Origin of the sequence: Nocardia sp. NPDC049526 (assembly GCF_044465765.1) — a bacterium.
Classification (GTDB): domain Bacteria; phylum Actinomycetota; class Actinomycetes; order Mycobacteriales; family Mycobacteriaceae; genus Nocardia.
On the sequence record NZ_JBITMA010000021.1, the window covers coordinates 12,766 to 28,832 of the forward strand.

At 66.5% G+C, this 16,067-nt stretch carries 13 protein-coding genes; 5 read left to right on the plus strand and 8 right to left on the minus strand.

All coding sequences use genetic code 11. From position 1 onward, the window contains the following. Nucleotides 1-601 precede the first annotated feature (601 nt). Both ACIBW7_RS39200 and ACIBW7_RS39205 read left to right on the plus strand, forming a co-directional pair. Nucleotides 602-1,891: an adenylosuccinate synthase gene (locus tag ACIBW7_RS39200; RefSeq protein WP_397055527.1), complete on the plus strand. Its 1,290-nt coding sequence runs from the start codon at nucleotides 602-604 to the stop codon at nucleotides 1,889-1,891. A gap of 81 nt (nucleotides 1,892-1,972) precedes the next feature. Further along, nucleotides 1,973-4,582, plus strand: a complete 2,610-nt coding sequence (locus ACIBW7_RS39205) for a LuxR C-terminal-related transcriptional regulator (RefSeq protein ID WP_397055529.1) — start codon at nucleotides 1,973-1,975, stop codon at nucleotides 4,580-4,582. Nucleotides 4,583-4,590: 8 nt separating this feature from the next. On the opposite strand, the gene ACIBW7_RS39210 is transcribed toward ACIBW7_RS39205, so the two are convergent. Beyond that, nucleotides 4,591-5,625 carry a saccharopine dehydrogenase NADP-binding domain-containing protein gene (locus ACIBW7_RS39210; protein WP_397055531.1) on the minus strand — a complete coding sequence of 345 codons (1,035 nt, stop codon included), beginning with the start codon at nucleotides 5,623-5,625 and terminating at the stop codon, nucleotides 4,591-4,593. Nucleotides 5,626-5,720: 95 nt separating this feature from the next. Between ACIBW7_RS39210 and ACIBW7_RS39215 the strand changes: the two genes are divergently transcribed. Then, nucleotides 5,721-6,641 (plus strand): AraC family transcriptional regulator, encoded by a 921-nt coding sequence (locus tag ACIBW7_RS39215; RefSeq protein ID WP_397055533.1) that lies wholly within the window; start codon nucleotides 5,721-5,723, stop codon nucleotides 6,639-6,641. A 22-nt stretch (nucleotides 6,642-6,663) separates the two neighbouring features. On the opposite strand, the gene ACIBW7_RS39220 is transcribed toward ACIBW7_RS39215, so the two are convergent. The 7 genes from ACIBW7_RS39220 to ACIBW7_RS39250 all read right to left on the minus strand — a co-directional run bounded on the left by ACIBW7_RS39220 (nucleotide 6,664) and on the right by ACIBW7_RS39250 (nucleotide 13,798). After that, entirely contained in the window at nucleotides 6,664-7,416 is a 753-nt protein-coding gene (locus ACIBW7_RS39220) for a DUF427 domain-containing protein (RefSeq protein ID WP_397055535.1), read from the minus strand. 38 nt (nucleotides 7,417-7,454) lie between these two features. Further along, nucleotides 7,455-7,904 (minus strand): MarR family winged helix-turn-helix transcriptional regulator, encoded by a 450-nt coding sequence (locus ACIBW7_RS39225; RefSeq protein ID WP_397055537.1) that lies wholly within the window; start codon nucleotides 7,902-7,904, stop codon nucleotides 7,455-7,457. A 111-nt stretch (nucleotides 7,905-8,015) separates the two neighbouring features. Next, a complete protein-coding gene (locus ACIBW7_RS39230; RefSeq protein WP_397055718.1) occupies nucleotides 8,016-9,095 on the minus strand; it encodes an acyl-CoA dehydrogenase family protein in 1,080 nt (359 codons plus the stop codon). A gap of 20 nt (nucleotides 9,096-9,115) precedes the next feature. Beyond that, on the minus strand, nucleotides 9,116-10,147 hold the full coding sequence (locus ACIBW7_RS39235; RefSeq protein ID WP_397055539.1) for an acyl-CoA dehydrogenase family protein: 1,032 nt from the start codon (nucleotides 10,145-10,147) through the stop codon (nucleotides 9,116-9,118). Beyond that, nucleotides 10,144-11,361, minus strand: coding sequence for an acyl-CoA dehydrogenase family protein (locus ACIBW7_RS39240; RefSeq protein ID WP_397055541.1), 1,218 nt, complete (start codon nucleotides 11,359-11,361; stop codon nucleotides 10,144-10,146). Before ACIBW7_RS39240 ends, ACIBW7_RS39235 begins: the two co-directional genes overlap by 4 nt. After that, entirely contained in the window at nucleotides 11,361-12,251 is an 891-nt protein-coding gene (locus ACIBW7_RS39245; protein ID WP_397055543.1) for an enoyl-CoA hydratase, read from the minus strand. Before ACIBW7_RS39245 ends, ACIBW7_RS39240 begins: the two co-directional genes overlap by 1 nt. Beyond that, nucleotides 12,251-13,798, minus strand: coding sequence for a FadD3 family acyl-CoA ligase (locus tag ACIBW7_RS39250; protein ID WP_397055545.1), 1,548 nt, complete (start codon nucleotides 13,796-13,798; stop codon nucleotides 12,251-12,253). Before ACIBW7_RS39250 ends, ACIBW7_RS39245 begins: the two co-directional genes overlap by 1 nt. A 97-nt stretch (nucleotides 13,799-13,895) precedes the next feature. Here ACIBW7_RS39250 and ACIBW7_RS39255 point away from each other — a divergent pair, with 97 nt between their 5' ends. Next, nucleotides 13,896-15,086 carry an acyl-CoA dehydrogenase family protein gene (locus ACIBW7_RS39255; RefSeq protein WP_397055547.1) on the plus strand — a complete coding sequence of 397 codons (1,191 nt, stop codon included), beginning with the start codon at nucleotides 13,896-13,898 and terminating at the stop codon, nucleotides 15,084-15,086. After that, nucleotides 15,083-15,880, plus strand: coding sequence for an SDR family oxidoreductase (locus ACIBW7_RS39260; protein WP_397055549.1), 798 nt, complete (start codon nucleotides 15,083-15,085; stop codon nucleotides 15,878-15,880). The genes ACIBW7_RS39255 and ACIBW7_RS39260 overlap by 4 nt, the downstream gene beginning before the upstream one ends. Nucleotides 15,881-16,067: the final 187 nt, after the last annotated feature.

Genomic DNA, 16,067 nt, shown 5'->3' on the forward strand with positions numbered 1-16,067 from the left:
GGCCGCGAACGGGTTGCTCGTAAGACTCGCTCCGTCGGGGTCGCCGATGGCGGATGGTTCGGCCACCGGTGCACGCGCGACGGATAGTCGAGTCCCCCGCCTCTGTTGCGCATGCGCTTCGACGACTCGGACGCGAGACGGGCCGCGAACGGGTTGCTCGTAAGACTCGCTCCGTCGGGGTCGCCGATGGCGGATGGTTCGGCCACCGGTGCACGCGCGACGGATAGTCGAGTCCCGCCTCTGTTGCGCATGCGCTTCGACGGCTCGGACGTGAGACGGGCCGCGAACGGGTTGCTCGTAAGACTCGCTTCGTCGGGGTCGCCGATGGCGGATGGTTCGGCCATCGGTGCACGCGCGAGGGATGGTCGAGTCCGACGCCTGCGGCGCATGCGCTTCGACGGCTCGGACGCGAGACGGGCCGCGAATGGGTCGCTCGTAAGACTCGCTCCGTTGGGGGTGCGTAGGTCGGGAGCCTTGCCTGCGATCCGGTTCGATGCCGCCTCGAACGCGTTGGGTAGACTGTGCTTCCGGCCACCGCCTCGATACGGCAGGTAGCTGCAGTACACGAGGTACTGCGCGTCGAACCGTAGGAGACACGACCATGCCGGCAATCGTCCTGATCGGCGCCCAGTGGGGCGACGAGGGTAAGGGCAAAGCAACCGATCTGCTCGGTGGCAGGTTGCAGTGGGTGGTGCGGTACCAAGGCGGTAATAACGCCGGTCACACGGTCGTTCTGCCCAATGGCGACAAGTTCGCGCTGCATCTGATCCCGTCCGGGATTCTCACGCCGGGCGTGACGAACGTCATCGGCAATGGTGTCGTGGTCGATCCCGGCGTCCTGCTCGCCGAGCTGGCCGGACTGGAGGAGCGCGGCGTCGATACCTCCGGACTGCTGCTCTCGGCCGACGCGCATCTGATCATGCCGTACCACGTGGCCATCGATAAGGTCACGGAGCGCTTCCTCGGCAATAAGAAGATCGGTACCACCGGTCGCGGCATCGGGCCGTGCTATCAGGACAAGGTCGCCCGCGTCGGCGTGCGCGTCGCCGATGTGCTCGACGAGAAGATCCTGACCCAGAAGGTCGAGGCGGCCCTGGAATTCAAGAACCAGGTCCTGGTGAAGATCTACAACCGTCGCGCATTGGACCCACAGCAGGTGGTCGATGAGGTACTCGGACAGGCGGAGAGCTTCAGGCACCGCATCGCGGACACCCGCCTGGAACTGAATCTGGCGCTCGAGCGCGGCGAGACCGTACTGCTGGAGGGTTCGCAGGGCACTCTGCTCGATGTGGACCACGGCACCTATCCGTATGTGACCTCGTCCAACCCGACCTCGGGTGGTGCGGCGGTCGGCGCGGGCGTCGGACCGAACAAGATCACGACGGTGCTCGGCATCCTGAAGTGCTACACCACCCGCGTCGGCTCGGGTCCGTTCCCGACCGAACTATTCGACAATTTCGGTGAATTCCTGGCCAAGCAGGGCGGCGAGGTCGGCGTGACCACCGGACGAGCCCGCCGCTGCGGCTGGTTCGACGCGGTCATCGCGCGCTATGCGACTCGGGTCAACGGCGTCACCGACTTCTTCCTCACCAAACTGGACGTCCTGTCGAGTCTGGAGCGGGTGCCGATCTGCGTCGCCTACGAAATCGATGGCAAGCGGGTCGAGCAGATGCCGACCACACAGACCGAATTCCACCACGCCAAGCCGATTTACGAAGAGATGCCTGGTTGGTGGGAAGACATTTCACATGTCGAGACGTTCGAGGAACTGCCTGCCAACGCCCAGGCCTATGTCTTGCGCCTGGAGGAGTTGTCCGGCGCCCGCATCTCCTGTATCGGCGTCGGACCGGGGCGTGACCAGACGATTGTGCGCCACGACGTGCTCGGTTAGGAGCTGAAACGGCGGAGCCGGTGCGCCCGTTCATGGTTCGTTGTCGTCGATCATGATCCGTGACGAACTACAGTAAGAGCTATGGCTCGGAACTGGCCGATGATCGAGCGCGAGACCGAGTTCGAAGCGATCCGCGCGGCACTCACCGGAACTGAATACGTCGGTGCGGTATTGACGGGCGACGCCGGAGTCGGGAAGACGACGCTGGCGAGACAGGCGACGGCTGCGGTAGGCGGCAATGTCCGGTGGGTGGCGGGTACGGAATCGGCCCGTAGCATCCCGCTGGGCGTATTCGCCCATATGGTCGGCGTTTATACGGCACATGATCCGGTGACATTCATGTCCGCCGCGCGCGAGGCGCTGCTCGCCGACGGGCACGCGATCATCGGTGTCGACGACGCGCACCTGCTCGATCAGCTTTCGGCCACACTGCTGTTGCAGCTGGCCATCGATAAGGCCGCGCATATCGTCGCGACCGTGCGCAGCGGGGTGCAAGTGCCCGATGCGGTGACCTCGTTATGGAAAGACGGCCATCTGCTGCGCATCGACCTCACTCCGTTCACGCAGCGGCAGAGCGTCGATCTGGTGGAGTCGATGCTCGGCGGGCAGTTGGAAGGCTTCACCGCCAACCTGATGTGGGAGTCCTCCGGCGGAAACGCCCTGTTTCTGCGGCATTTGGTGGAGGGTGCGCTGGAGGCGGGCTCGCTGCGGCAGGTGAACGGCGTCTGGCAGCTGCGCGGCCGGGCTGCGGTGACCTCGGAACTGGCTGCGCTACTGGAGGATCGGGTCGAGCAGCTGCCCGAACCGGTGCTGCGGGTGCTCGAACTGCTCACCTTCTGCGAGCCCATCGATCTCGACGTGCTCTCCGAACTGGCCGGCGAGGCAGCCGTGGAGGCCGCCGAAACCCGCGGTCTCATCAGGGTTGTCGAGAACACCCACCAGTTGATCGTGCGCTACAACCATCCACTGTTCGGCGAGGTAATCCGGCGCAGGCTCGGCATCGCCTCGGCCCGGCGGCTGCGCGGTCGGCTGTACTCCTCGCTCAGGGAACGCGCGATCAATTCCGCGCCGGACCGCATCCGGCTCGCCGAATTGGCCTTGGACAGCGATAAGTCCGCGGATCTCGAACTCTTCGAGGCGGCCGCCGCCGATGCGATCGGGCTGGCCAATTTGCCACTCGGTGAGCGTTTCGCCAGGGCCGCGGTGGAACGTCGCGGCGGGGTGGAGGCCGCGGATCTGCTGGCTCGGGCGCTGCTGTGGCAGGGCCATCGCATCGAGGCCGAACGCACCCTCGCCAGCTTCGATCCGGATCGGATGAACGAGGTGCAGCTGGGCCGCTGGGGCAGCACCCGGGTCTCGAATCTGTTCTGGGCCATGGGCGATGCCGAGCGTGCCGACGAGGTGCTCGCGATGCTGCGCGGCAAGGTGCAGCATCCGAAGATCATGGCCACCTTCGATGGCTTGGCCGCGGCGTGCGCGGTCCACGAAAATCTGCTCGAGGACGCGTTTTCCGGGGCCGAGTCGGTGATGGAGACCGAAGGCGCACCACCGTGGGCGGTTTGGTGGGCCGCCTTCGGCGGTGGCCTGGCGCTGGCGCTGATGGGTAAGGGCGAGGCGGCGCGACAGTACGCGGCCCGCGGACATCAGGTGGAGTCGCATATCGACGGACTCAACCGGTTCATCTCGACCCATGCCGAGGTGCTCGCGCTGATCTGCACCGGTGATCTCGAGGCCGCACGCCGGCGCGCCTCGGGGTATTTCGGCTACTCGGCACCGGGCCAGTACCTGGCGTGGGGCATGTCGAAGATCTTGCAGGGCACCGTCGACGTGGCGCAGGGCCGCTTCCTGGACGGGATCGAACATCTCGAACAGGCGCTGGCCGCGCTCACCGCCGAGGGTGCCGCCGCTTGGCATATTCCGGCGAGAATCCGTCTGGCCGAGGCATATTCGGCACTCGGGCGGGCTCCGGAGGCAGCCGAATCCATTGCCGAGGCGGCCGCTCGCGGCGGCAGGCACAGCGCGGTCTACGACCCGCAGTTGGAGATCGCGCGCGCCTGCGCGGCCGCCGCGGAAGGCACCGTCACTCCCGCCATCCGACTTGCCATGGGCGCCGCCGACGCGGCGGCGCGCGCACATCAGCATGCCATCGAGGCCATGGCACTGCATACGGCCGCTCGCTTCGGCGACCATTCCGTGGCGGGCCGGCTCGCCGACCTGGCCGCCCGGGTCGACGGCGAACTGGTGCAGGTCCAGGCGCGCCATGCGGTGGCACTCGCGGCTCACGACGGACCCGGGCTGGACGCGGCCGCAGCCGAATTCGAGCGCATCGGCGCCATGCTCTCCGCCGCCGATGCCGCCGCCCAAGCCGCATCCGCCCACGAACGTGCCGGTGACCGCCGCCGCCTCCTCGAATCCGCGGCCACCGCGAACCGTCTCGCCGCGGCCTGCGGTGGTGCCAGCACGCCGGCTTTGCGCCAGGCGGCCCAGCCGTTGCCGCTGACCTCCCGCGAACGTGAAATCGCGAATCTCGTTGCGGCAGGGCTGTCCAACCGTCAGATCGCCGATCGCCTCACGGTTTCGGTCCGCACGGTCGAGGGCCACCTCTATCGAGCCTGCATCAAGATGGACGTGACCGACCGCGAGTCGCTCGGGGCGCTGATGCGCGGTGAGTCCTCCGGTGGGGCCGGCTGAGCGCGGCGTTATTCGGTGATGCGCCAGGTGATGTCGAAGAGGGCGAGGGCGTCGAGGAGTTCTTCGGCGTCGAAGGCTTCGGCTATGGACAATGTTCCGGGCTTGGTTGTTCCTTTCGCCAGGCGGACTGCGATTTCTGCTGCTTCCAGAGCTGAATCACGGTAGGAGTCGCCGCCGCTTACCACGCCGCGGGCCGAATGTCCGCTGGTGTCGTAGGCATCCACGACCACGTCGTAGCGGAGGTCGGAGCTCGGCTCGTCGGGGAGTGAGTCGATGATCTCCTCGGTGAAGGAACCGAGGAGGTCGAGGATGGCGGTGTCCAGGACCCCTTCCACATATGACACATCGGTGTGCCTGGGGATCGTGATCACCGGTGGCTGTGGGAATTTTGCAACGGAGGTGGTCGCGGTGTGGCCCGGAAATGTCATCTCGGCGTGACGTGCGGTGGTGCCGGTGCACAGTTCGCCGTCCTGGAAGTGCCAGCCGCCGCTGCGGAACCAGTCGAGACTGGCGAAGACCGTTTTCGCGCTGCCTTTGGAACCGTTGCCGCCGCTCTTGCTCAGATGGCTGAGCACGATCTCGACCGGTCCGGTCAGCCGGCGCGCGGTCAGGTGGGCGAGCAGATCGCCCGCCACATTGTTGTCGGTGACGCCGGGGATCACCGTCACGCCCGCGGCCTCGGCTTTCGCGCCGTACTCGTCGAAAACCCGCTTCAGGAAAAGCTGTTCGCCGGACAGATCCGTGTAGTGCGCCCCGGCCGCGATGGCCGCCGCCAGCACCGGCTCGCCATTGTGTACATACGCGGACAGGCTGCTGATGACGACGTCCGCGTCGGTGAAGGCGGCGACCAGTGCGTCGTGATCGGTGAGTGCCGCGACCCGGATCTCGGCATCGGGCACCCCGGCTGCCACTGCTGCGGCCTGCATCCGAGATGCACTGCGGCCCACCAGGATCGGGGTGATTCCGCGCCGATGTAATTCGGTGAGCAGGTAGCCGCCGGTGTGGCCGGTGGCACCGTAGACGGCAATATTCGTCGTTGTCATGAGTAAGACGCTATCGACAGATTTTGAGCATATGAATGGCTGATATACGCAGTCTGATGTCTGAAACGCTCATTGGGTGGAGGTATGGTGAACGAGTGGACATTCTCAGCGAAACCATCGCCGCCATCCGCACCGGCAACCCGACCTCCGGCCTGTTCATCCGGCACGCACCATGGGGCCGTGCCTATCCGGTCGTCCCCGGCGCGGGTTTCCATGTGGTGCTGCAGGGTTCGTGCTGGGCGGTGCCGACCGGAGGCGAACCGATAGCTCTCGGTGTCGGCGACGTCCTGTTCATGCCGCGCGGCGCCGACCACGATCTGCTCGACCGCCTCGACAGCGCGGTCACCGAGAAGGCGCAGCCGGGGGAGCTGCGCGAGATCACCGGACCGGGTGCGCGCACCGCCCTGCTGTGCGGCGCATACGAACTCGGCAGGCAGCGTAGCCATCCGCTGCTCGACGAACTCCCCGAATTCATCCATCTCCCGGCACGTCCCGGCCGCCACCCATCCCTGCGCGCCGCCGTCGACCTGCTCGCCGCCGAGGTCGCCGAACCGAAACAAGGCAGCGATGCCGCCGTCCCCGTCATTCTGGAAACCCTGCTCCTGTTCATGCTGCGCGCCTGGTTCGACGAACAGGCCGTCGACGAACCCGCCACCGGTTGGGCGGGGGCCTTCGCCGATCCGGCGGTCGCCGCCGCACTGCGCGCCGTACACGAAGCACCTGCCCGCACCTGGACCGTCCCCGACCTCAGCGATATCGCGGGCGTCTCCCGAGCCACCCTGGCCCGCCGCTTCACCGCCACCGTCGGTGAACCACCCCTGGCCTACGTCACCCGCTGGCGCATGCTCACCGCCGCCCGCCTGCTCCGCGACACCGACAGCCCCCTCGGCGCCATCGCCCGAAAGGTCGGTTACACCTCCGAATTCGCCTTCGCCAAGGCCTTCAAACGCGAATACGGCCAGGCCCCAGGCCAATACCGTCGCGCAGACGACCAGCCCCCACTGATCGCGGTCTGATCAGCCGAGCTTCGGTGAGCGGTCAGCTGAACGGGGTATTCGGGCGGTCCTGGAGTTCGCCGTCGAGGTAGATATCGACCTTCTCGTTGTAGAAGCAGGCCAGGCCCGCGATCTTCTGGCTTTCCGGGAGCGGGGTGCGGTAGCCCCAGACGATGTCCGGGTATTCCTTGCCGTCGATGTGGACGGTCCAGTAGTCGGCGGTGCCCTTGTAGGGGCAACTGGTGTGGGTTGCCGAGGGCCTCAGCAGGTCCTGTCGGACATCGGTCAGGGGGAGGTAATACCTTGCGGGGAGGCCGGTTTCGAAGAGGATGCGGGGGGAGTGCGAGTCGGCGACGGTGGTGCCGTCGATTTCGACGCGGATATGGCGGGAGCTGGCGAGTATGTCGACGCGGGTGTACGGATCGCGCGGGTGGACATAGACCGGCTCGTCCTCTTCGAACCATTCGTCCATGGCGTTCCAGTCCAGGCGCACCAGCTCGTTCAGTTCGGTGAACGGGGAGTCGTGATAGCGCACCGCCGCTCCGGACGCGGTGGTGCCGTCGACGACCACGTCGTATCCGGTCGCGGTGCCGCGGCTGGGGGATTTCGCGCTGGTGCCGTTCGGCTCGAGTTTCGCGTGCAGATCCGCGACGGGCAGATAGTAGGTCGGGTAGTGCGGACTCTCCCAGACCAGGACCGGTCGGGCGGTATCGGCGACCAACTGACCGCCGAGGTAGACCCGGACTCGCTTCTGGCTGGTCGCTACCTTGACTCGGCCACGCTTCTCATCGGTCATACTCTCCGACCGTACTCCGGTCCGACCCGCCGAGTCGGCTAGCGCGACCTGGACAGATGCTGCGGCATCGCCTTCTTGAGCGCGTCCAGCAGTTCCTTCATATCGCTTTCCATGCGGGCCAACCGTTCGATATCGAAACCGGTGAGCCCCGCCGCCATCGCCTCGCCGAAGGCGCCGCGGGCACGCGTCAAGCGGGTGCGTCCGGCCGGGGTGAGCTCGACGACGACGGCCCGGGAATCATCCGGATCCTTGCGTCGGGAGGCGTATCCATCCGCGACGAGCTTGCCGATCAGCGCCGTTGCCGCCGGCTGTGAACATCGATCGATACGAGCGAATTCGCTGACGCGCACCGCGCCGTGTTCATCGAGCACCGCCAGTGCGCGCATCACGGCTCGCGGCAGATCGTCGCCGCTGATCACCCCGGCCAGCCGGGTCAGCCGGCCCGCGGTGACGAGTAGGTCGACCACGATGTCATCTGCTGTTGCCACCTGAGCCTGCTGCATAGAATATTATTACATACGCTAACTATATATGGCGAGGGCGTTACCCGACCTGTCCAAACGATAGCGCCCCGGGGACTCCGCCGGGGCGCGTGACCGTCAGGCGGTTTGGGTGAGTGGCCTGCGCGGCCGCCCGAACAACTCCGCATCACCATGTGCGCGCTTGAAGAACAAATGCGCGTCATGTTCCCAGGTGATGGCGATGCCGCCGTGTAACTGCACCATCTCGGCCACGATCGTCGTGAACGTCTCCGAACAGTGCGTCCGCGCCGCCCAGACATCCTCCGCAGCGGACGGGCTCTGCTCCGCCACGGCGACCGTCGCCGCATAGGACGCGGATTTGGCCGACTCCACCAGCACATACATATCCGCCATGCGGTGCTTGAGCGCCTGGAAGCTACCGATCGCCCGTCCGAACTGCACCCGGGACTTGGCGTATTCGACCGTCATCTCCAGGCACCGTTCGGCGGCACCAACCTGCTCGGCAGCCACTGCGGCCCAAGCGATTTCGTGCAGCCGGGCGGTGAGCGCCGGATCCGCCGAAGCGAGCCGCCGCGCCGGAACCGCCGCAAACGTGATTTCGGCGAGCTTGCGAGTCGGATCCATGGTCGGGACAGCGCGCCGGGTGACGCCTGCGGCACCCGACTCGACCTCGAACAGTCCGTCAGAAGTTACAACGACAAGCGTGTCGGCATGCAACCCATCGAGCACGTAATGCGCTGTGCCGGAAAGTATTCCGTCTTCGCAATGCACACCCGGCTCAGCCCAGCCGCCGGTGCCCGCCCAGCACACCGCGATCGTACGGGCGCCTTCGGCGACCTCGGGCAGCAGCCGCTCACACGCCGCACTGTCACCGGACAACAGCACCGCCTGCGCACCGAGCACGGCCGAACCCAGCATCGGCACCCCGGCCAGTGTGCGCCCCAATTCGGTTACCACCAGCAGGGATTCGACCAGACTGGCACCGAACCCGCCATATTCCTCCGGAATCGCCAGCGCCGCGACACCGATTTGCTCGCACAGCAGCCGCCACAGCGTCTCGTCATAGCCGAGTTCGGTATCCATTGCCGCGCGTACGGCGGCGGATCCGGCGTGCTTGGTGAGCAGCGCCCGGACCGAGGCGATGAATTCCTGATGTTCGGTGCTCGGCCCACCCGTCGCCCGAGCGCCGGCCCCCATCGAATCGCTACGCGATGCAGTCATTTCGTACCTCGCAGCGCCCGGTCCCGAACAGCCTCGTCGCGCAGTGCGCGGGAAATCCGGGAACGATGCAGATCCGGTGTACCCCAGGCCGAGCGCAGCGCGGTCACCCTGGTCAACCACAGCGACAGGTCGTACTCGGCGGTGTACCCGATCGCGCCGTGCACCTGCAGCGCCGCCCGCGCGGCCCGATAGGCCGCATCACCGCAGGCGATCACCGCAGCCGAAACGTCGCGCCCGCGCGTGGTTTCACCCATCGTCAATGCCGCCCGATAGAGCAGCGGTTCGGCCAGGTCCAGCCCGATCAGCACATCGGCCAACTTCTGCTTGACGGCCTGGAATTCGCCGATCGGCTTACCGAACTGCTTGCGCTGCTTGGCATATTCGGTGGCGGCGGCCAGCAGTGCCCGTCCCGCACCGAGCAGTTGCGCCGCATTGGCCAGCGCACCGGAATCGAAGGCAGCCCCGACCGCCTCGAGCACCTGCTCACCTTCGGCCACAACGGCATCGGATTCGACGACGAACAGTCGCCGCGCCGGATCGACCGATCGCACCAGACCCGCGCGATGTCCGGTGCGGAGCTGATTACCGTCGGCGACAAATACCACGTCGGCGGTATCCGCATCCAACGCGACCGTGCCGTGCTCGGCCGACGTGAATGCCAGCGTGCCGAGCGCCGCACCGTCCGCGAACTCGGGCAGCCAGCGTGCGGCCGGTGCGGTATCCGGAAGGGACTGCAGCAGTGCGGGTATCGCGGCGGCCGTCTCGACCAGCGGTCCGGGCGCGGCGGCGCGGCCGATCTCCTGGAATGCGACGACGAGATCGATCGGTTCCGCACCGGCACCGCCGTGCTGCTCTTCGACGGCAAGACCGAGCGCACCAGCACCGGCCAGCTGCCGAATGAGCCCGCGTCCGGGCCGGGGATCACCCGTGGCCCAATTGCGCACGGCGGCTGGTGTCCGTCCGGCGTCGAGCAGCTTGCGCAGGCTGGTGCCGAAGTCGAGTTGTTCCGGGCTGAGCGCGAATCTCATCGGCTGCTCCCTCTCGGTAGTCCGAGCAGCCGCTCGGCGATGATATTGCGCTGAATCTCATTGGTACCGGCGTAGATCGGGCCGGACAGCGAGAACAGATAGCCGTCTGTCCACGACCCGGACCGCTCGGCCGCACCGCCGAGTACCTCCAGCGCGGTCTCGTGCATGGCGATATCCAATTCGGACCAGAACACCTTGGTGATGGAGGATTCCGCGCCCAGCTTGCCGCCCTCGTTCAACCGGGTGACCGTGCCGAAGGTGTGCAGCCGATAGGCCTCGCTGCCGATCCAGGCGTCCACCACCGCATCCCGCTGCGCGGTATTGGTGCGGTCGCCGGTGTCGAGCCAGAGATCGATGAGCCGCTGCGCGGTGGCGCTGAAGCGGCCCGGGGACCGCAGCGAAAGTCCGCGCTCATTGCTCGAGGTACTCATCGCGACCCGCCAGCCCTCGCCGGGCTCGCCGATCACATCGCGATCGGGCACGAAGACATCGTCGAGGAAGATCTCCGCGAAGCCGGGCTCCCCGTCCAATTGCGGAATCGGCCGCACCGAAACACCATCCGCGGACAGCGGGAACATCACATAGGTGAGTCCGCGGTGCCGCCCTCGGCTGCTGCGGTCAGGCCCGGAGGCGGCAGCCTGCGTAACCACGGAGGGCCCCGCATCCGCCATATCGGACACGGCATCGGGGTCGCTGCGGAACAGTCCGAATGCCCAGTCCGCGAACGTTGCTCGCGAACTCCACGTCTTCTGACCGCTCAATAACCAGCCGCCGGTGGTGCGTCGCGCGGTCGAGCGGATACCGGCCAGATCGCTGCCCGCCTCCGGCTCGGACCAGGCCTGCGCCCAGATATCGTCACCGCGTGCCATCCGCGGCATGATCCGTTCCAGCTGCTCCGGCGTGCCGTGCTCGAAAAGCGTCGGTGCCAGCAGGAATATGCCATTCTGGCTGACCCGCCCCGGCGCACCGGCAGCGTAGTACTCCTGCTCGAAGAGCACCCACTCCAGCAGCGAGGCATCGCGCCCGCCGTACTCCCGCGGCCAGGCGACAACCGACAGCCGGGCCTCGGCGAGCGTGCGCTCCCATTCGCGATGTGCCTCGAACCCGGCCTTGGTATCCATCGAAGGCAGCGGTTTCGCGGGCTTGGTTGCGGCGAGGAATTCGCGGACTTCCCGCTGGAATTCCTGCGTCGCCTGATCGAGATCCAGATCCACTACGTTGTCCCGTTCTGCTCGGACGTCGAGGCCGCGGTCGTCGCGGTGGTCTTCATCGACTTGGCGTTCATACCGCCGAGCGAATCCGCGCCGACCTCGGCATTGTGCGCATGCGCGAAGTGATGCAGGCCGAATACCGAATCCATGCCCGCCCGCATGCCCATCAGATCCTCGGCCTGGTTGACCGCCTTCTTGGTCAGCGCGAGCCCGAATTGCGGCATGGTGGCGATCTTTTCGGCCAGTTCGAGGGTTTCGGTCTCGAGCTGGTCGCGCGGCACGACGCGGTTGACCATGCCCCATTCCTTGGCCTGCGCCGCATCGAATCGGTCACCGGTGAACAGGAACTCCTTGGCCGCGCGCGGACCCATCACCCACGGATGGGCGAAGTACTCCACCCCCGGAATACCCATGCGCACAACCGGATCGGAGAAGAAGGCGTCATCGGAAGCGATGATCAGATCACAGACCCAGGCCAGCATGAGCCCGCCCGCGATGCAGGCGCCCTGCACCATGGCGATGGTCGGCTTCGGAATTTCCCGCCAGCGCCGGCACATGCCGAGGTACACCTCGAGCTCGCGTGCGAAACGCTGGTCACCGCCGACCTTGTCGACGTGATCCCACCAGAGCGCGGCCTTGTTCTGGTAGCGCACATGGTGATCACGGCCGGGAGTGCCGATATCGTGCCCGGCGCTGAAGTGCTTCCCATTGCCCGCCAGGACGATTACGCCGACCTCGGGATCCTCGACCGCGCGTTCGAAGGCCGCGTCGAGGGCGTAGGTCATCACCGAGTTCTGCGCATTGCGGTAGTCGGGCCGGTTGAGCGTCACGATGGCGACCCGCCCGCGCCGTTCGTACGTGACGACGTCCGGCTCATAGGGGATCTCGGACATTACGACTTCTCCTCACGTAGTTCACGTTTCAGCACTTTCCCGGCCGCGCTATAGGGCAATTGGTCCCGGAATTCGATGAATCGCGGCACCTTGAAATTCGCCAGCACCGTGCTCGCATGTGCGCGCACCTGCTCCTCGGTCAGCCCCGCGCCGGGCTTACGCACCACAAATACCTTGCCCACCTCGCCCATTCGGGTATCCGGCACGCCGATGACCGCGGATTCGGCCACCCCATCGAGCCGGGCCAGCGCCTGTTCCACCTCCGCCGGATAGACATTGAATCCGCCGGAGATGTACATATCCTTGAGTCGATCGGTGATCTTCAGATAGCCGCGCTCGTCGATCGTGCCGATATCGCCGGTGTGCAGCCAGCCCTCGGTATCGATGGTTTCCGCGGTGCTCTCCGGATCGTTGAGATAGCCGAGCATGACATTCGGGCCGCGCAGCAGCACCTCACCCTGCGGACTCAGCCGCAGTTCGAAATCGGCGATCGGCCGGCCGCAGGTGCCCGCGATGGTCGCGGCATCGTCGTCCGCGCGGCACATGGTGCCGAATCCGGCGGCCTCGGACAGCCCGTAGCCGGTGATGACGACATCGAAGTCGAGTTCCGAACGCATGCGCTCGACCAGTACCACCGGTACGGTCGCGGCGCCGGTGACGGCGACCCGCAGGGTGCTCAGGTCGAAGTTGTCCCGGTCCGGGAAATCCAGGATCGTCTGGTAGATGGTCGGCGGTCCGGGCAATACCGTGACCTTCTCTTCGCCGACCAATCGCATGGTCACCGGCACGTCGAAGGTCGCCTGCGGAATGATCGTCGCGCCGGTCACCAGGCACGCGAGAATGCCTGCCTTGTAACCGAAGTTGTGGAAGAACGGGCTCACCACCAGATAGCGATCGGAGCTGTCGAGGGTGGTGCATTCGGCCCAGGCTCGCACCACCGACAGCGCCTGCCGATGCGCGACCAACGTGCCTTTGCTGCGTCCGGTGGTGCCGGAGGTGAACAGGATGTCGGAAATATCCTCGGGGTCGACATCTTCGGCACGCTTCACGGCATCGGCCGGCGGAACGGATTCGGCTATTTTCGCCAGCTGCGACCAGCTCAGCGCGGTGGGATCGTCGGTATCCGACTCGACCGGAATGACCACCACCGTATCGATATGCAATTCCGGTGCTGCGGCACGCAATTCTGCCAACCGATCCCTGCCGAGGAAGGTCCCGGCAATGAACAGCGCCTTGGCCTCGACCCGCTCCAGCACGTCGGCGGCCTCGTCCGCGACGTAGCGGGTATTCAACGGCACCAAGGCCGCGCCCGCGTAGTGCGCGGCCAGGGCGGCGATCACCCAGTGGTAGGTATTCGGCGCCCACATGGCGACCCGATCGCCCGACTGCACGCCACGGGCGATCAACGCCCGCGCCACCTCCTGCACCGCCGCCAGCAACTGCGCCCAGTCCAGCCGTACGTCGCCGTCGCCGAGGGCGGGCGCGGTGCCGAAGATGCGCGCGGCATCGTGCAGTGCCATGGGTGTCGTTTGTGCAGGGGTTGTCACGGGTGTCCTCACCGTCGGCGGGGTCTTTTGCTGCCTTTGCTCGATAAAAGCGGTCAGGCTCTAACAAAGCAAGTGCTTGGTAGGTTATCCTACCGGCGTGGTTGCTATCCAGACCTCAGATTCCGACACTGCCGCACAGGACGCGCGGTTTTCCGCAGAAGTGCGCGAGTGGTTGGCCGAGAACCTCGATGGTGAGTTCCGCGCGCTGCGCGGACTCGGCGGGCCCGGCCGCGAACACGAGGCCTTCGAGGAACGCCTCGCCTGGGACCGGCATCTGGCCGCCGCCGGCTGGACCTGCCTCGGCTGGCCCAAGGAGTGGGGCGGGCGCGAGGCCTCGCTGAGCCAGCAGGTGATCTTCCATGAGGAATACGCCAAGGCGAATGCGCCCGCGCGGGTTTCCCACGTCGGTGAGGAACTGCTCGGTCCGACGGTATTGGCCTTCGGCACCCAGGCCCAGAAGGAGCGATTCCTGCCGGGCGTCCGGAATGTGACCGAGCTGTGGTGCCAGGGCTACTCCGAACCCGGCGCGGGCTCGGACCTGGCGGCCATCACCACCAGCGCCCAGCTCGACGGTGATGAATGGTCGATCAACGGCCAGAAAATCTGGACTTCGCTGGCCCATGTGGCCGACTGGTGCTTCGTCGTCGCACGCACCGAAAAGGGTTCGACCCGGCACAAGGGCCTTTCCTACCTGCTGGTTCCGATGCATCAGCCGGGTATCGAGGTCCGCCCGATCATCCAGCTGACCGGCACCTCGGAATTCAACGAAGTCTTCTTCGATGATGCCCGCACCGCCGCGGACCTGGTCGTCGGCGAACCCGGTGACGGTTGGCGCATCGCCATGGGCACGCTCACCTTCGAGCGCGGCATCTCCACCCTCGGCCAGCAAATCCGATTCGCGCGTGAATTGGCCGATATCGAGGCATTGGCCCGCCGCACCGGCGCGGCTGACGACCCGTTGATCGCCGACCGCATCGATAGGGCATGGGTCGGGCTGCGCGTGCTGCGCGCTCACGCGCTGCGGACCATGCAGGACAGCACAGCCGACGACGGCGGCCAGGCCTCGGTTTCGAAGCTGTTGTGGGCCAACTGGCATCGCGGCCTCGGCGAATTGGCCATGGCCGTGCTCGGCCCCGCCGGACTGGTGGCCGATGAGCACGATCTCAACGAATGGCAGCGGCTGTATCTGTTCACCCGCGCCGACACGATCTACGGAGGTTCGAACGAAGTGCAGCGCAATATCATCTCCGAGCGCGTGCTCGGCCTGCCGCGGGAGGCTCGCCCATGAACGGACCGCTTTCCATTGCGCCGCAGCCCATTCCGGGACACAGTCTGTTGACCGGCCGCAATGCCGTGATCACCGCGGCGGCGGGCACCGGCATCGGCTCCGCGACCGCGCGCAGGCTGCTCGCGGAGGGTGCCGATGTCGTCGTATCCGACTGGCACGAGCGACGTCTCGCCGAAACCGAGGTCGAACTGAAGGCCGAATTCCCGGAGCGCCGGGTCGCCTCGATCGTGTGCGATGTGCAGAGCACCGAACAGGTCAACGAGCTGATCCGCGGCGCCGCAACGGCATTGGGCCGCATCGACATCATGGTCAACAATGCCGGACTCGGCGGCGAGACACCGGTCGTCGATATGACCGACGAGCAGTGGGACCGAGTCCTGGACATCACCCTCAACGGCACCTTCCGCTGCACCCGCGCCGCCCTCGGCTACTTCCGCGATGCGGGCCACGGCGGTGTCATCGTCAATAACGCCAGCGTGCTCGGCTGGCGCGCGCAATACGGCCAGGCCCACTACGCCGCCGCCAAGGCCGGCGTCATGGCCCTGACCCGCTGCAGCGCCGTCGAGGCCGCCGAACTAGGCGTCCGCATCAATGCCGTCGCCCCGAGCATCGCCAGGCATGCCTTCCTGGACAAGGTCAGCTCGACCGAACTCCTCGACCGCCTCTCCGAACGCGAAGCCTTCGGCCGCGCGGCTGAACCCTGGGAAGTCGCCGCCACGATCGCCATGCTGGCCAGTGACTACACCACCTACCTCACCGGCGAAGTCGTATCGATCAGCAGTCAGCGCGCCTGACCAACGCAACAACGTTCGCGGCCCGTCTCGCGTCCGCGCCGAAGGCGCGGCCATCGAACACAGCCGAGTCGTCGAAGCGCATGCGACGACGTCGCGGGACTCGACCATCCGTGGCGTGTGCATCGGTGGCCGAGCGATCCGCTATCGGTGACCCCGATGGAGCGAGTCTTACGAGCGACCCGTTCGC

Coding starts and splice junctions, on each gene's coding strand:
- ACIBW7_RS39260 (WP_397055549.1), top strand. CDS start 15,083: ATGAACGGACCGCTTTCCATTGCGCCGCAGCCCATTCCGGGACACAGT.
- ACIBW7_RS39230 (WP_397055718.1), bottom strand. CDS start 9,095: ATGGGGGCCGGCGCTCGGGCGACGGGTGGGCCGAGCACCGAACATCAG.
- ACIBW7_RS39200 (WP_397055527.1), top strand. CDS start 602: ATGCCGGCAATCGTCCTGATCGGCGCCCAGTGGGGCGACGAGGGTAAG.
- ACIBW7_RS39235 (WP_397055539.1), bottom strand. CDS start 10,147: ATGAGATTCGCGCTCAGCCCGGAACAACTCGACTTCGGCACCAGCCTG.
- ACIBW7_RS39220 (WP_397055535.1), bottom strand. CDS start 7,416: ATGACCGATGAGAAGCGTGGCCGAGTCAAGGTAGCGACCAGCCAGAAG.
- ACIBW7_RS39205 (WP_397055529.1), top strand. CDS start 1,973: ATGGCTCGGAACTGGCCGATGATCGAGCGCGAGACCGAGTTCGAAGCG.
- ACIBW7_RS39245 (WP_397055543.1), bottom strand. CDS start 12,251: ATGTCCGAGATCCCCTATGAGCCGGACGTCGTCACGTACGAACGGCGC.
- ACIBW7_RS39210 (WP_397055531.1), bottom strand. CDS start 5,625: ATGACAACGACGAATATTGCCGTCTACGGTGCCACCGGCCACACCGGC.